Raw genomic sequence first — 15,955 nt, 5'->3', positions numbered from 1 at the left:
TGAAGTAATTGACAGGAAATAAGTATAATTTATTAATAATTTCTAGTGTAATAAAAAAAGCTAAATCTAAAAAAGATTCAGCTCTGGATATACACTAATTAGCAACCAAAATAAAAGTATTAGTAAATACTATTTTTGGTAAATAATCCCTGTCCTTTTGCCTGAGAGATTGAGCATAAAAACCTTGCCCCTTCGGCGCCCATAATGGGTCTCTCCAGAGTTCCGTAAATTTTACAGTCCTACTTTAAAAAGTACCTGAGAGTGTTACTCCTTCGGTGTGCTATATAGCAACTCTTCTATAAAATCTTAACCGGATATTGATTTGTCATAGCTTATTGTATTAATAATATTAATATAAGTTTTTATATTTTGTCAACTAAAAAATAAAAAACAAAGAAAAAATATAAAAATGTAATCATATTTACGAATTATAAATTTATAAAGTTAAGTAATGTACGTGAAAATAAATTCTGTAATAGGCATACAAATTAGATAAAAAATAAGTTTTAAATAAAAAATAAGAAAATCTTAAATAATTAATTAGATATGATTAAATTATGGTAATATTATAGTTACGATATTAAGAAAAGTTCTATTTATTTAGATTTTAAGCGTAATATTAGATTAAGTATAAGGAAAGGAAGTATTTTTAGATGGGAAAAGTATTAGTACTGGCAGAAAAACCTTCTGTTGGAAGAGATATAGCAAAAGTTTTAGGGTCAAAAAATGAAAAAAATGGATATATAGAGGGTCCAAGGTATGTGGTAACTTGGGCTCTAGGTCATTTGGTTACACTTGCTGACCCTGAAAGTTATGGAGAAAGGTACAAATCATGGAGTTTAGAAGACTTGCCAATACTTCCTAAGCACCTGAAGACTGTTGTGATAAAAAAGAGTGGAAAACAGTTTAATACAGTTAAAGCTCAAATGAATAGAAATGATATAGATGAAATAGTTATAGCAACAGATGCAGGTCGTGAAGGAGAACTTGTGGCAAGATGGATAATAGAAAAGTCACAAGTAAAAAAAACTCTAAAGCGTCTTTGGATTTCTTCGAGTACAGACAAGGCAATAAAAGAAGGATTTGCAAAATTAAAAAATGGAAAAGAATATGAAAATTTATATTATTCAGCAGTAGCACGAGCAGAGGCTGATTGGATTATTGGAATAAATGCAACTAGGGCTTTGACGACAAAGTACAATGCACAACTTTCTTGTGGAAGGGTTCAAACTCCTACTCTTGCAATGTTACTTAAGAGAGAAGAGGAAATAAGAAATTTCAAACCTAAAGAGTATTATGGATTGGAGTTAATTGCTACAAAGGGAAATTCAGATATAAAATTTATTTGGAATGATAAAAGCAATAACTCTTCAACTTTTAGTAAAGAAAAGATAGAATCTACATTAAAAAAAGTAAAAGGTGTAGACATAAAAATATCTGACGTAAACAAGTCATATAAGAAAAAATATTCACCTGCACTTTATGATTTAACAGAATTACAAAGAGATGCAAATAAAATGTTTGGATTTTCAGCAAAAGAAACTCTATCTATAATGCAAAAACTGTATGAGCATCATAAAGTACTTACTTATCCTAGAACTGATTCTAGATATTTAACATCAGATATTGTTGGAACATTAAAAGATAGAATAAAAGCTGTAAATATTAGTGATTACTCAAAGATTTGTAGTAAATTATTAAAAAACAATATTACAGCCAATAAATCATTTGTAGACAATTCAAAGGTAACAGACCATCATGCAATAATACCAACAGAGCAGAAGGTATTTATGAGTGATTTTAGTGACAAAGAACGAAAAATATATAATCTTGTAGTAAAAAGATTTTTAGCAGTACTATCTCCTCCTTTTGAATATGAACAGACAACTATAAATGCAACTGTAGAAGGAGAAATATTTAAGGCTAAGGGAAATAAAGTAATAAATTTAGGTTGGAAGGAAATTTACAAAGATATTGAAGATGGAGATGAGTATGAAAATATACCAAATATTTTAGAAAAAGATGTACTTAAAGTTAAGGGATTAAAGATAACTTCAGGGAAAACAAATCCACCACCATACTTAAATGAGGGTACGTTATTGACAGCTATGGAGAAAAATGGTCTTGGGACAGTTGCTACAAGGGCAGATATAATAGAAAAATTATTCAATTCATTTTTAATGGAAAAGAAAAATAAAGATATATATATAACATCAAAAGGGAAACAATTATTAGATTTAGTTCCAGTAGATTTGAAGACACCAGAACTTACAGCTTCATGGGAAAAGAAATTATTGGATATTTCAAAAGGAAAACTTAGTAAAAATACATTTATAAATGACATGAAAGATTATTCAAAAGATATCGTACTAGAAGTAAAAAATAGTGATAATAAATTTAAACATGATAACTTAACTAAGAATAGATGTCCAGAGTGTGGTAAATTTATGTTAGAAGTGAATGGTAAAAAAGGTAAAATGTTGATTTGTGAAGATAGAGAGTGTAATACTAGAAAAACTATATCACAAGTAACTAATTCAAGGTGTCCTAACTGTCATAAAAAATTAGAACTTCGTGGAGAAGGTGAGGGAAGAATCTTCACTTGTAGTTGTGGGTACAGAGAAAAGCTGTCTTCTTTTAACAAGAGGAAGCAAGAAGAAAAAAAGAAGGCATCAAAAAAAGATGTTAATCAATATTTAAAAAATCAAAAGAAAAATCAAGAAACATTTAATAATCCATTTGCAGAAGCACTAGCTAAACTAAAAAATAAATAATTTTAAAGTTATTATTATATCAATTATATGTACTGATATAATATAGTGTATAATTTAGGCATGAAAGTAGGGCTGTTAAATGGATTTAAGTGATATATTTGAATACTATTGTAAAAAGTGTGAAAATACATGGAATAATTCAAGTGGTGAATTATTGGAGAACATAGAAACATATAGTAGGGATTCACAAAAAAAGAGTGAAAAAGAATTAGATAAATTGATAAATACAATATCAGTTCATTTAGAAAGGTATCCAAATGACTCTGTATTGAGAAAAATGTGGGTAAAAAAAGGCGAGATTTTCTTACAAAAGACATTAGAAAAAGAAAATATTTTTAAGTTAGAAAAAATGGATATAGAGGATAGAAAAAAATTTTTAGATATAACAAAACAGTTTATTAGAGATGTTAGAAAAATTGATGATGATTTACCTATAGGTGATATTATGCAAGCTATGAGGAATGTATGGATTTTAAATGTATTACAATTATTATTTGGTAAAGAGGTCTATTATTCAAAAGCTAACTTTGCATATAGCATGTTATATCCATATACTGATAATTATTTAGACAATACAAGCATAAATAAAACTGATAAGATTTTATTTAATAACTGGTTAGAAAAAAGGCTCTTGGGAGAACAAATTAAATCTAATAATTATCATGAAAGTAAAGTATCTCAAATGATAGATTATATTGAAAGTATCTATCCTAGAGAAAAGTTTATGGAAGTATATGAATCACTATTATTAATATTTAAAAGTCAAGTAAAGAGTTTAGAACAACAAAATAAGGAAAATCATTTGTGTAAGAAAGATTTATTATCCATTTCTATTGAAAAAGGTGGCTCGTCTGTTTTAGTAGATGGATATTTAATAAGCGGATTGATGACAAAGGAAGAAATAGAGTTTTGTATAGGCTATGGATTTTTATTACAAATATCAGATGATTTACAGGATATAAAAGAAGATTTAAAATATAATCATAAAACTGTTATGACAGAGATGGCAAAAGAAGGTACTTTAGATAAAGTTGCAAACAAACTAATAAATTTTACTATTGAGTTAATAGATGGTTTTAAAATTAACAATAAAAGTGAATCTGTAATAACTATGATAAAGAATGACTGCTTAATGTTAATTTTGTTTTCTATAGTTTATAATGCTGAATTTTTTTCTATAGAATATATAAAAGAAATAGAGAAATTTATTCCATATACAATAGATTATTCATTAAAAATTGAAGGAAAAATGAAAGAAAAATTTAGAAGTATAGATGTTTTAAATAATGAAAATGAATATAAAGAAATGATTGACATTATTTGTGCAGAGTAGAAAAAAGGGAGCGTCTCAGAATGGACTTTTTAGTTTATGAGGCACTCTTTTTGTATAAAATCAAATGTATTTTCATCATTTCACAATGAAAAAGAGGCTTATCTCTATTTTAGTATAATCCCCTTATAGTAGACATTTAAATAAAAGGCTATTATAATAGGTCTAAAAAGCGTATACTCTAAGGGGGTTTTTCTATGTCTAAAAAACACAAAAAATATAGCAAAGAACTTAAACTAAAAGCTGTAAACTTATATATAAAAGAAGGATACTCATCATACAAAATTGCTGAGATGCTGAATATAAGAAGCAAAACACAAGTTCAAAACTGGGTAAAAGATTATAAAAATAAAGGTAAAACTGCGTTTAATGATGAAACTAGGGGCAGATTTAAAAATATTAGTCTAGAAAATGATAATAGAAAATTTAAATCTGTTGAAGAAGAATTGAAGTACTTACGCATGGAGAATGAATTCTTAAAAAAGTTAAGTACCCTATTGGACAAGTCAAAGTAAGCGATAAATTTAAAACAATTAAACTTATGTCTAGGAAGTATAGTATTTCTAGTATGTGTAAGTTGATAGGTGTGTCAAGAAGCGGTTACTATAAATGGCTAAGTTATTCTAAAAAATCTTCCGATAGGGGTATCAAAGATAGAATTATTAAGGATTATATAATTGAAATACATAAAAAATATAGAGGAACTTACGGTAGAAAAAGAATTTGTACTTATTTAAATAAAATACTTGATAGCCCTATTAATCATAAGAGAGTATATAGGTTGATGAAAGAACTAGGTATTAAATCTATTATTAGAAAGAAAGTATATAGACGTAAGTTTAAATCATATGAGATATATGATAATATATTAAATCGTGAATTTAGAGCTAATCAACCATTAGAAAAAATTTGTATGGATATAACATACATACCTATCGGTAAAAAATTCTTATATATGAATGTAGCCAAAGATTTATTTAATGGTGAAATAGTGGCATATGAGATAAGTACAAAAATGGATACTAAATTAGTTAATAATACAGTAAATCAACTAATAAATATGAATTTAGCTAAAGATTGTATTTTACATACAGATCAAGGTTCACAATATACAAGTAGATCTTACTCTAAAAGGCTTAAGGATAATGGTATTATACAATCAATGTCCCGAAAGGGCAACTGCTGGGATAATGCTCCTATAGAAAGTTTTTTCAGTCATTTTAAATCTGAATTAATATATTTAATTGATACTACAGATCCAAAGAAAATGATTAGTCTAATAAATGATTATATTTATTTTTATAATAATGAAAGAATACAATTAAAAAACGGAATGAGTCCGATTGAATATCGAACTCATTGTGCGTAAAGATAGCCTTTTTTAAGTCTGTCTACTTGACAGGGACATATCCAATTTTGAGACAGCCTATTTTAAATTTAAATAAAAATGTTAAACTATTTAAATGCAGTAATAATACCATTATCATGTAAATTTTTTATGATTGTAGCTGCGATAGGGAATCCAAATAATCCGGCTATTCCAAACAGTTGAGCTCCAACAAACATACACATTAATGTTATTAAAGGATATAGACCAATTTGGTGTCCTACTACTTTTGGTTCTAATATTTGCCTAACAACGGTTATAATTATATATAGTATTAAAAGTCCTATCGCTAAGTGAATATTTCCATTAATAAGTGAGATAATCATCCAAGGTGTCAAAATACTTCCTGTCCCTAAGACTGGCAAAATATCAACAAGTGCTATGATGACAGCTATAATAAATGCATTTTCGACTTTTAGGAGGTTAAGTCCAATAAGGAGCTCTATAAATGTTACTGATAGTAGTATTGCGTAGGCTTTTAGTAGTTTTAAAAGAGCATTAATACTGCTATTTTTTATATTTATTATCATAAATTGACTTTTTTCTGGAAACTGTTTTAAGAGAAAGTTTACTATTTTTTGATAGTCAAAAGTAAAGAAAAAAGAAGCAATTAAAGTAATAATAAGTTTTAACATAAACGCAGGTGTTTTGCTTGCAATACTAGCAATAGCATTGAGTGCATTTGTTGAAACAGAAGCTACTAAGGACATCATAGATTGGCTTATATTGTCCCAACCAAGTATTAGTGCTAGGTTAACATTAGGTGTACTAGCATCTATCTTTGAAAATAAAGTGTTTAGTGTTGGTTGTATACTTGACTTATATATATCAGGAAGCCTAAAAAACATGTCACTTACACTTGCAAATATCTTCACACCAAAACTAACTAATAAAAATATACACAGTCCATAAAAGGCTAAAAGTATTACTACAGAAATAAATGTACGATTTAAATTTGTATTATGTGTAATAAGTCTTATAATAGGTCTTAAGATGGATGCAATGATAAAACTGATTACAAAAGGCATTAACAATGGTAATAAGAATTTTAATACAATATATATAATACTTGCTATTAAAACTACATATGTAAATTTAATTATAAAATTCTTTTGCTTTTGAATGTCCATAATATAAAACCTCCAATGTATTTGACATTATTCTAAATATGGTCTTTTTTACATAAAATATACTACTGTATATTGATTATAAACTATAAAGCTTCCACAAAGTAAAGAAATTATGTAAAATTTAGGTTAATTTTGCATAAAGATATACTTTTACATTTTACAACTACTAACCAAACACTAAAAAATATTTTAAATAAAGAACATAAAATTGTGATAAAATTAATTTATCGATGTTTAAAGATAGAAATCAATGAGGATGAAGTTGCAAACATAGCTCTACATATAGGAGGAGCTGTTGAAAGAGCATCTTATAATAGCAAAGATAAGGTTTTCAAAACCATAATAGTTTGTACATCAGGTATAGGTACATTAATTACTGAGTTAGTGCGACACGTTTCGCAGAAAGATAGAAATATTAAGGATGCGACAATTGAATTTATTCAATTAGAACTTATAGCTTGAAGAGTAGAATGATGGAGTAACGCCCTGAAATGCTCTCTCTAATAGTCCCCACATGCATGAGAAGTTGAATATTTGATTGTATGAAGCTGGGTAAGGCAGGTTGAAAATTGCCCTAACAGAGAATTTCATGTATTTAATGAATGAAGCTGAGGAAAGTAGCATAGAGGTATGCAATGCAATCTATAGACCGTGAGGCTACAAAATATCCATGGTGAGAATGTATTATAAGTACTGACGAACTTCCGAATGTACGGGTCCTTAGTTCTAAGTAGTAGAAATGCTACACCCTCTTGTGAGGTGTCAGTGAGGTTTAGTAAGATTTGACTTTATGAAAGACCTTATAGTGTTATAGGCACTATCAAGCTGACGGGCTTAAAGGAAGCACCTAAAGATATATGTATAGCTAAAGCTATAGGAACGTGGAAAGCTTGGAACATGGAGGAAATTCAATTCTGATGAAGTGTTGATAAGGAAAGGTATTTAACTATAACTTATCTTAATCCAAGTGATAGTGAAGCCATAGTACCAAGGAAACAGAGATAATAATCTGTGGAGGGATGGGCTTTAGTCGGAAATATTAATAATTAAAATATAATATTATTATCATAAAAGATAATTTCAAAGGTTCGAGTAAGACTAAGAGAATGTACTGTCAAATTTATTTTGATGGGACGTGACTTTGATAGATAGAAATCAAGAAGAAAAGAAAAAGGATATTCTTAGATATAATGAATATTATGGAACTCAAAAAATGTTTGATAATTTATATGCAAGAGCAGAAAGAAATGAAAATTTTTATAAACTATATGAATTAATCATAAGTGAAGAAAATATCCTTTTAGCATATAGAACAATAAAGTCAAATAAAGGTAGTACAACAAAAGGTAGCAACCCACATACAATTAAAGATATTAAGAAATGGAGTGAGGAAGAAATAATATTATATGTCAGAAAAAGACTTGTAAATTACAATCCTCAAGCCATTAGAAGAATATTTATACCAAAGCACGATGGGAAAATGCGACCATTAGGAATACCAACGATTGAAGACCGTATTATTCAACAATGTATCAAGCAAGTATTAGAACCGATATGTGAAGCAAAATTTTATAACTATAGTTTTGGATTTAGACCGAATAGAAGCGCAAAACATGCAATATCAAGATGCTATCATTTGATGCAGAGAGCAGATTTACATTATGTAGTCGATATTGATTTAAAAGGATTTTTTGATAATGTTAATCATAGTAAATTATTAAAACAAATGTATAGCTTGGGCATTAGAGATAAAAGGGTAATAAGTATTATATCAAAAATGCTAAAGTGTGAAGTTATAGGTGAAGGTATACAACAAAAAGGAACTCCACAAGGGGGGATATTATCTCCACTACTATCAAATATAGTTCTAAATGAACTTGACTGGTGGATACACTCACAGTTCTATGGTATGCCAACTAAACATAAGTATAGCTGTCAATTAGCACATTGCAGAGCACTAAAAGGAACAAATCTAAAAGAAATGCACATCGTAAGATATGCAGATGATTTTAAAATATTTTGTAGAGATTATAAAACTGCCTGTAGAATTAAAATAGCAATTACAGATTGGTTGAAAGATAGATTAACTCTTGAAATTAACCAAGATAAATCAAAAATTGTAAATTTAAGAAAGCATTATTCTGAATTTTTAGGACTTAAAATGAAAATTCACAGAAAAGGAATAAAAGACTATAATGGTAACAAAAAAGATAAGTATACAATTAAAAGCTGTATGTCAAATAAAGCAGTTAATAATCTGACAGATAAAATTAAAAGACAAATTAAAGTTATACAACACTCTGATAAACCAAAGGTTGAGTTAGCAAAGCTAAATCAAATGATTTTTGGTTATCATAATTATTATGATAGTGCTTCTCATGTTTGTAAGAGTTTTCATACTATAGAATATAATGTTCTGAAGTATATGAAAAACAGGCTTAAACCTTTTGCAACAAAAACAGGAACAAAGAATAATGTAATTGAGAAATATTATGGAGAAAGTAAAGCGATTAAATATTATTGCCAATACGCACTAATACCAATCTCATACGTAAAAACAAGACCTCCAATGCAGTTTAAACAAGAAACCTGTGATTACACAGAAAGAGGAAGAGAATTAGTTCATGATTATTTAAAACTTACAATAACAAGTAGGATAGCAGATATGATGAGATATTTCTCGAAGAATGAGAGTGTAGAATATAATGATAATAGAATATCACTATTTTCAGCACAAAATGGTCAGTGTGCAATAACAAAATGGGTTCTTAAAACTTTTCACTTCCATTGTCATCATAAAATACCAAAACATTTGGGTGGTGATGATAGCTATCAAAATCTTGTAATAATGGAAGGTAGAGTACATAAATTAATACATACAGTTGATGAAGAGTTAATAAATAAAATAGTAAAAGAACTTTCGCTAAATAAAACTCAAATTAATAAAGTAAACAAATACAGAGTACTTTGTAATCTAAATAAGATAAATGTTGCATGATAAATGAAATAATAATTTATTCTTGATAATATCTTAATATTAATTATTCAAATTATTGGTATTTCGATGGAACGCCGTATGAGCAGGAAACTCTCATGTACGGTGTGAAGTGGGGGAAAAGATGGAGATGACTTCAAAATCTTACCTATCACTATTTATAAGATAAAAATTTATATAAAAAGTGAACTTTATATGTAAAGTTCACTTTTTTGTATTTTTGATTCAATTTTTGTACCAAGTTTATTTAAATGATTTTTTTGATACTTCAATCCTAATTTTTCTCGGTTTGTGAGTATATAAGTTTTAGTACCGGTATTTATAGTCACTAATTTCTTTTTCAATGTACCCCATTTTCTAATTTTTGAAAAGGAGATATTAATCTATATATAATACGTTTTAATCATATGTCTGTTGTAATTTAAAGATTTTATATATGTATTTTGGGATATTTACAGTCTCTGTTTTTGCTGTTAGTGTTTTATCTAGCATAATAATTTAAGGTACTTAGTAATTATAATATTTTATTAAAATAATATTTTAAAATTCAGTTAGTATATATGATTAATAAATTTATTATATCTATTATGATTAAGTATATTGTTTATGATTAAGTAATGTATTTATTTTTACATTATTTATAATAAATAAACCATATGATGGGAAAACTATTATTATTTAATATGTAAAGGAGTATTTTAAATGAACGAATCATATTGGTTTTTAAATTCAAATCCAAAGGAATATAAAAAGTTAGGCGAAAATATAAAAGTAGAGTGTCTTATAGTAGGTGGAGGAATAACTGGATTGACAACTGCATATTTATTAGCAAAAGAGGGTAAAAAAGTAGCACTTGTTGAAGCTGATAAAATAGGATATGGAACTTCAGGAAGAAATACTGGTAAGGTAACTTGTCAGCATGATATATTTTATTCTAAGATAGAGAAAAAATATGGATTAGATAAAGCAAAATCATATTATAATGCAAATAATGAAGCTCTAAACTTAATTGAGCAAATAATAAAAGAGAATAATATCAAATGTGATTTTAAAAGAGAACCATCTTTTGTATTTACAGAAAAGGAAGATACTATAAAGGATATAAAGGATGAATATCGTACATGCAAGAAAATAGGAGTAGATTGTGAGTATCATGAAACTATATCAGATATTCCATTAGACATAAAGGGAGCTATTAGTTTCACTAATCAAGGTCAATTTAATCCAAAGAAGTATATTGATGGATTAGCAGAAATAGCAGTACATTTAGGTGTAAAAATATATGAAGAGACACCAGTAGTAGATTTAGAAAAAGGAAAAATATGTAGAGTTAAGACAAGAGAAAATAATATAATAGAAGCTGAAAATGTTATAATTTCATCTCATAGTCCATGGTATGATGGGTTGAATTTTTATTTTGCAAAAGAATATGCAGAACGTGCTTACTTAATGGCAGCAGTTTTAGAAAATAAATTACCAGATGGTATGTTTATAAGTATAGATGACCCATCCATAACTTTTAGACAATATAATGATGGAAATGAGAACTTACTAATTTTTGGAGGAGGAGACCATAAAGTTGGTCAAGGAGGAACTGAGAAAGAAATATTTAATGACTTAAAGCATTATGGAAAAAAGGTTTTTAAGGTAAAAGATTTTAAGTGCAAATGGTCAGCTCAAGATAATATGAGTTTTGATAATGTTCCTTATATAGGTTATATCAATAAAAGAGAAGACAATATTTATGTAGCTACAGGGTTCTCTAAATGGGGAATTACTAATGGAACTGCTGCAGGAATAATAATAAAAGATTTGATAGTAAATAATAATTCTGATTATAAAGATACTTTTAATCCATCAAGATTAGGTAGTTACTTTTCAAAAGATTTTATAAAGGAAAATGCAAATGTAGCAATAAATTATGTAAGTGGAAAATTAAAAATAGGTAGTGGAGATATGCCTAAGAACAATGGAGAAGGAAAGATTGTCAATATCGATGGGAAAAGATATGGTGTGTATAAAGACGATATGGGAGAATTTTATATTGTAGATACTACATGTACTCATTTAGGATGTGAACTTAATTTTAATAGTGAAGAAAAAACATGGGATTGTCCATGTCATGGTTCAAGATTCGATTATAAGGGAAATATACTTGAAGGACCAGCTCTTAAGCCATTAAAGCTTTATGGACATGGTGATAATGATGTTAATCCTAAGTTATTATAGAATTGTTTTAGAAAGGTAAAGTGTGTATGAATAAACTTTTAAAACCAATAACTATATTATTATATATAGTATATGTTTTCTGTGCTATATTTTTTGTTATGAATAGAGAATTTGGAAGTGTAGGATTAGTAGCAATCAGCTTAATTGGTACTTTTATACTTAGATTTTTAAATAAGCATAATGAAAGACTTTTAAGTAAAGAACTATATCTAGTTCTTGCCTTATTTATAATGTTTTCATCATTGTTAGGGACTTGTTTTAATTTTTATGATATAAATTATTATGATGATTTTTTACATCTATGGTCAGGAATAATATCTAGTATTGTAGCATTTTCCATGATTAGATATTTTTATATACAAAAAGATGTAAGTAAAATGAGCAAAATATTCTTAGTTATATTTGTATTTATGTTTAGTATGGGAGTAGCTAGTTTGTGGGAAATAGGTGAATTTTTAATGGATACTTTTATTGGCACTACTACACAAGCTGGTGGACTAGAAGATACTATGATTGATATGGTAGATGCTTTAATAGGTACAATTATAACTATTCCTTTTATAGTAAAAAAATCAAATGCATAATTTAAAATTGATTGCAATGGATTTAGTTTTATTCATATTAGATTTCAAGAAATTATATGATGAATTAAATCCATTTTTTATTCTCTGTATTTGTATAAGATATTGTATAATTTCTTATATTATGAAAATTAATTTGAAATATTTAAAAGAGTATATAATTATAAAGATAATATTTTATGTTAAATACATATATTCTACAAAAAGCGTAATATAAATTTTGTTTTTTGTTACAAAATGGAGAACTGTATAGGTATATATATAGATGATAAATATTCTTTGACGTTTGGCAAAAACTAAGTATTTTACTATTGTAATTTTAAAATTATATTTAATAATGTAAATTTTAATAAATTAAATAGTGTGATAGGTAGAATATTTTTTATACAATATTAATTTTTATGATACGAAAATTAATCATTGTATACATGTATATAAATAAATATAAAAAGTTAAATATAATAGGGGGAAAAGATGTCAAAAAAAATCAATTTAGAGAGCTGTTTTAAACATGCTATGGAAAAAGGATATAAGTATTTGGGTGTAGTTGTAAAAGTAGATGAAAATCATAGAGAGTTAATAGTAAATACAAAAAATAACTTTCAAAATAAACTTAAGTATTATAAGTTAGCTTATGATGAAAATTTGAATCATAATGTAGCAAAGGATATGAGCATAACTGACTTTACATATGGAAATACTTTAGCAGATATTGAAAATAAATTAAAAAAAAATTTTATATAAAGTAACAAATATGCTTTTTAATTTAACAAAGTATATATTATATAAGGTATATTAGCTAGTGAATGAAAAATATGTCCCATCAAAAATCCACGCAATACCAACAAATCTAATAATCCCAAATAAGCTTGTTAGCATTTAAATAATGCTAACAAGCTTAAGTATACTAATCTAAGATATTTTAAACAAGAAAGGCTTAAAGAGTATGAATAAAAGTATAAAGGAAGAAGATGTATTAAGCTATAGACCTAATCTAGAAGTAGGGAAATTTGATAATTTTGAATATAAATCAATAAAGTACACAAATGAACCTATAACAGTTAGGGATTATAAAACCAATATTTTGAAATCATTTGAAAAGTACCATCCCTCAAGCGTAGTATCAAAATTAAATAAAATTATATCATTATCAGAATCCTATTTGAGTTTGATAGAAAATGGTGCATACCAAGACAAAATTATGAAACAGTATTGTATTTCCATGACAGAAGAGGAACAAAACATACTAAAAATTGAAAATTTTAATAATTTATATGGTGACTCTAAGTTTGAAAGTTACTTAGAAATTTTAAATATAAAAAATGAATTATTGAATATAAGGAAAGTTTTCGTAATGGGGATGTATACAACTAAAAAGAATGACTATTTATTTGATGAGGTAGATTATTCGTTTATTGATAAAGTAAATCAATATGAATATGAAAAAAGTAATCATAATATAAATTATTTTTCTTTATATTATGATATTCAAATTGTATTTATTTTATTAGAATACTGTGATGATATAGAAAAAATAGTTAAAGAATTATATATGATTGAGAATAACAAAAATGAAAAGCCAATAAATTCAGAAACTCATATTATTTTAAGTAAAAAGTTTAATCTCATAAATAAAACTATGAAAAATGATTTATTTAATGATAAAAGTGTTCATGGAAATATAGATGCTTCTTTGCACAATATATTTTTAGCCAAGCATGATATAAATACATTTATAAATAATTTTATGAATTTAAGTGCTTTAAAGGATGATTTTAATTTAATTAATGAAATAAAGGAAGATAATCTAAATTACATAGAAATTAGAATTGATGAACTAATAAATTCTTGTATGTTATCTGTAATTTATAAAAAAGATATTTGTAATTCACTATGGAATAAATCAAAAATAAGAGAATTTTTTACTAAATAATTTACAATAGAGAAAGATAGTTGGTATATTCAGAAAATGAAAAGTATTAATAAGGAGGGTGAATATATGGCTGTTAAGCAAAAAAATATTAAAAAGAAAGATAAAGAAGAGCTTTATTCAAAAGCAGTAAGAATAAAATGTTGTTATTGTATTAAAAAAGAAGATTGTTTATATCAAGCAAGAAAAGAGTCTAGTGAAAGTCTAGGTTATATAACTTATTGTACATTAACTCCAAATATTCCTAAAAAACAACGTAAAAAAATAAAACGTTAGTCAAAGGAGAAAACACATGAAGAATTATTTAAAAAAGAGATTGAGAAACAGAGGATTTTGGGTTTCTCTATCAGCAATGTTGGTACTTACAATACAATCTTTTGGAGATGTTAATATATTACCGAAAAATTATTCTGATATAGTAAATTGCTTTTTAGCATTACTCACAGCACTTGGAATATTGAATGACAATTCTACAGAAAATAAGTGGTATTTAGATGATAAGTAATAGATTTTCTTAAGTAGCTAACATATTTACGTTCTAAAAAACTTTTCAAAAATATTTATAACAAAAATAAAAAACAAGGGAGATAGTATTATGATTTTTAATGATTTGAAGATACCAAGAGGGAGTTCTTTTGACCCAATGCAAGGAGTTAGATCTATAGATAATATAGACGGTGATGTGACAGAACTTGTCACAGTAGAAGGTGAAGTCAATGTGAATGTAATTGGGCAATATACTTTGAAATACTCAGCCCCAGATAAATCTGGAAATGTAACGACAGCAAATAGAATAATAACAGTTGTAGATACAGGTGCACCTATAATAAGTGGTGCTGATAATAAGACTATAAATTTATTGGAAGAACTAGACTTAAGGGATGGAGTTACAGCAATAGATGATATAGATGGAGATTTAACTGACTCTATAGTTATAGAGGGTGTAGTTGATAATACCATACCTGGAGACAATAACATTGTCTATGCTGTAGAAGATAAATCTAAAAATAAAAGTACAGTAAATAGGGTAATAACAGTTGTTGACAACATAGCACCTATATTATCTGGTGTTGAAGATTGTACTGTAGAATATGGATCAACATTTGATTCAAAAGCTGGAGTTACTGCCAATGATAATATAGATGGAGATTTAACTTCTAAGATAGTAATAGAAGGAGTGGTTAATACTTCTGTTTTAGGAGAACAAATATTAACATACAAAGTTTCAGATGTTGCAAATAATGAAGCAAGTGCTGTAAGAAAAGTCACTGTTGTTGATACTGTTAAACCAGTATTTTCAGGTATAGATGATTTAACATTAAACTTAAATGATAACTTTGATGCTCTAGAGGGTGTAACAGCTGTAGATGAAGTTGATGGAGATTTAACAGATTTGATAACTGTTGAAGGTGGGGATTTAGTTGATACATCTGTCGTAAAAGAGTATCAAGTTACTTATAAAGTATCTGATAAATCATCAAATGAAACTGTGGCAGTCAGACTAGTATCTGTAATAGATAATATACCTCCTGTATTAACTGGTGTTGAGGACAAGAATATAGAAGTAGAACCAACATCTAAAGAAGAAGTTTAATAAAT

General features: G+C 26.9%; 14 protein-coding genes and 1 riboswitch. Of the genes, 13 read left to right on the top strand and 1 reads right to left on the bottom strand.

The genetic code is table 11. The features are described from left to right. Positions 1-139 precede the first annotated feature (139 nt). Positions 140-228: riboswitch (glycine riboswitch) on the bottom strand. A 425-nt stretch (positions 229-653) separates the two neighbouring features. The 4 genes from JJC02_11115 (at position 654) to JJC02_11100 (ending at position 5,473) form a co-directional block, all read left to right on the top strand. Further along, positions 654-2,774: a DNA topoisomerase III gene (locus JJC02_11115; protein UDN53453.1), complete on the top strand. Its 2,121-nt coding sequence runs from the start codon at positions 654-656 to the stop codon at positions 2,772-2,774. 79 nt (positions 2,775-2,853) lie between these two features. Further along, entirely contained in the window at positions 2,854-4,107 is a 1,254-nt protein-coding gene (locus JJC02_11110; GenBank protein ID UDN53452.1) for a flagellar protein FliS, read from the top strand. A 194-nt stretch (positions 4,108-4,301) separates the two neighbouring features. Further along, positions 4,302-4,619, top strand: coding sequence for a transposase (locus JJC02_11105; protein UDN53451.1), 318 nt, complete (start codon positions 4,302-4,304; stop codon positions 4,617-4,619). Then, the gene (locus JJC02_11100; GenBank protein ID UDN56417.1) at positions 4,577-5,473 is read left to right on the top strand and encodes an IS3 family transposase; all 897 of its coding nucleotides are present in this window, start codon (positions 4,577-4,579) and stop codon (positions 5,471-5,473) included. The genes JJC02_11105 and JJC02_11100 overlap by 43 nt, the downstream gene beginning before the upstream one ends. Before the next feature lie 86 nt (positions 5,474-5,559). On the opposite strand, the gene ytvI is transcribed toward JJC02_11100, so the two are convergent. Next, entirely contained in the window at positions 5,560-6,621 is a 1,062-nt protein-coding gene (ytvI, locus tag JJC02_11095; protein ID UDN53450.1) for a sporulation integral membrane protein YtvI, read from the bottom strand. Positions 6,622-6,831: 210 nt separating this feature from the next. Here ytvI and JJC02_11090 point away from each other — a divergent pair, with 210 nt between their 5' ends. The 9 genes from JJC02_11090 to JJC02_11050 all read left to right on the top strand — a co-directional run bounded on the left by JJC02_11090 (position 6,832) and on the right by JJC02_11050 (position 15,950). Continuing rightward, positions 6,832-7,083, top strand: coding sequence for a hypothetical protein (locus tag JJC02_11090; protein ID UDN56456.1), 252 nt, complete (start codon positions 6,832-6,834; stop codon positions 7,081-7,083). Positions 7,084-7,834: 751 nt separating this feature from the next. Then, positions 7,835-9,619, top strand: a complete 1,785-nt coding sequence (gene ltrA, locus JJC02_11085; protein UDN56416.1) for a group II intron reverse transcriptase/maturase — start codon at positions 7,835-7,837, stop codon at positions 9,617-9,619. A gap of 699 nt (positions 9,620-10,318) precedes the next feature. Further along, complete coding sequence (locus JJC02_11080) at positions 10,319-11,845, top strand: FAD-dependent oxidoreductase (protein ID UDN53449.1); 1,527 nt, start codon at positions 10,319-10,321, stop codon at positions 11,843-11,845. A 26-nt stretch (positions 11,846-11,871) separates the two neighbouring features. Then, on the top strand, positions 11,872-12,429 hold the full coding sequence (locus JJC02_11075; protein UDN53448.1) for a hypothetical protein: 558 nt from the start codon (positions 11,872-11,874) through the stop codon (positions 12,427-12,429). A 471-nt stretch (positions 12,430-12,900) separates the two neighbouring features. Further along, complete coding sequence (locus JJC02_11070; GenBank protein ID UDN53447.1) at positions 12,901-13,170, top strand: hypothetical protein; 270 nt, start codon at positions 12,901-12,903, stop codon at positions 13,168-13,170. Between the two features lie 202 nt (positions 13,171-13,372). Continuing rightward, positions 13,373-14,359: a hypothetical protein gene (locus JJC02_11065; GenBank protein ID UDN53446.1), complete on the top strand. Its 987-nt coding sequence runs from the start codon at positions 13,373-13,375 to the stop codon at positions 14,357-14,359. 66 nt (positions 14,360-14,425) lie between these two features. Then, positions 14,426-14,632: a hypothetical protein gene (locus tag JJC02_11060; protein UDN53445.1), complete on the top strand. Its 207-nt coding sequence runs from the start codon at positions 14,426-14,428 to the stop codon at positions 14,630-14,632. Between the two features lie 16 nt (positions 14,633-14,648). Then, positions 14,649-14,861 (top strand): holin, encoded by a 213-nt coding sequence (locus JJC02_11055; protein UDN53444.1) that lies wholly within the window; start codon positions 14,649-14,651, stop codon positions 14,859-14,861. A gap of 90 nt (positions 14,862-14,951) precedes the next feature. Continuing rightward, positions 14,952-15,950, top strand: coding sequence for a DUF5011 domain-containing protein (locus JJC02_11050; GenBank protein UDN53443.1), 999 nt, complete (start codon positions 14,952-14,954; stop codon positions 15,948-15,950). The last annotated feature ends 5 nt before the right edge of the window (positions 15,951-15,955 follow it).

Origin of the sequence: Clostridioides sp. ES-S-0054-01 (assembly GCA_021561035.1) — a bacterium.
Taxonomy (GTDB): Bacteria; Bacillota; Clostridia; order Peptostreptococcales; family Peptostreptococcaceae; genus Clostridioides.
The sequence above is the reverse complement of the archived record's forward strand: the minus strand, read 5'-3'. Positions and strand labels throughout refer to the sequence as shown.

Bases quoted from the DNA above. Each gene is read 5' to 3' on its own strand.
- JJC02_11110 (UDN53452.1), top strand. From the start codon at position 2,854: ATGGATTTAAGTGATATATTTGAATACTATTGTAAAAAGTGTGAAAAT.
- JJC02_11070 (UDN53447.1), top strand. From the start codon at position 12,901: ATGTCAAAAAAAATCAATTTAGAGAGCTGTTTTAAACATGCTATGGAA.
- ytvI (UDN53450.1), bottom strand. From the start codon at position 6,621: ATGGACATTCAAAAGCAAAAGAATTTTATAATTAAATTTACATATGTA.
- ltrA (UDN56416.1), top strand. From the start codon at position 7,835: ATGTTTGATAATTTATATGCAAGAGCAGAAAGAAATGAAAATTTTTAT.
- JJC02_11080 (UDN53449.1), top strand. From the start codon at position 10,319: ATGAACGAATCATATTGGTTTTTAAATTCAAATCCAAAGGAATATAAA.
- JJC02_11060 (UDN53445.1), top strand. From the start codon at position 14,426: ATGGCTGTTAAGCAAAAAAATATTAAAAAGAAAGATAAAGAAGAGCTT.
- JJC02_11105 (UDN53451.1), top strand. From the start codon at position 4,302: ATGTCTAAAAAACACAAAAAATATAGCAAAGAACTTAAACTAAAAGCT.
- JJC02_11075 (UDN53448.1), top strand. From the start codon at position 11,872: ATGAATAAACTTTTAAAACCAATAACTATATTATTATATATAGTATAT.
- JJC02_11115 (UDN53453.1), top strand. From the start codon at position 654: ATGGGAAAAGTATTAGTACTGGCAGAAAAACCTTCTGTTGGAAGAGAT.
- JJC02_11050 (UDN53443.1), top strand. From the start codon at position 14,952: ATGATTTTTAATGATTTGAAGATACCAAGAGGGAGTTCTTTTGACCCA.
- JJC02_11065 (UDN53446.1), top strand. From the start codon at position 13,373: ATGAATAAAAGTATAAAGGAAGAAGATGTATTAAGCTATAGACCTAAT.
- JJC02_11055 (UDN53444.1), top strand. From the start codon at position 14,649: ATGAAGAATTATTTAAAAAAGAGATTGAGAAACAGAGGATTTTGGGTT.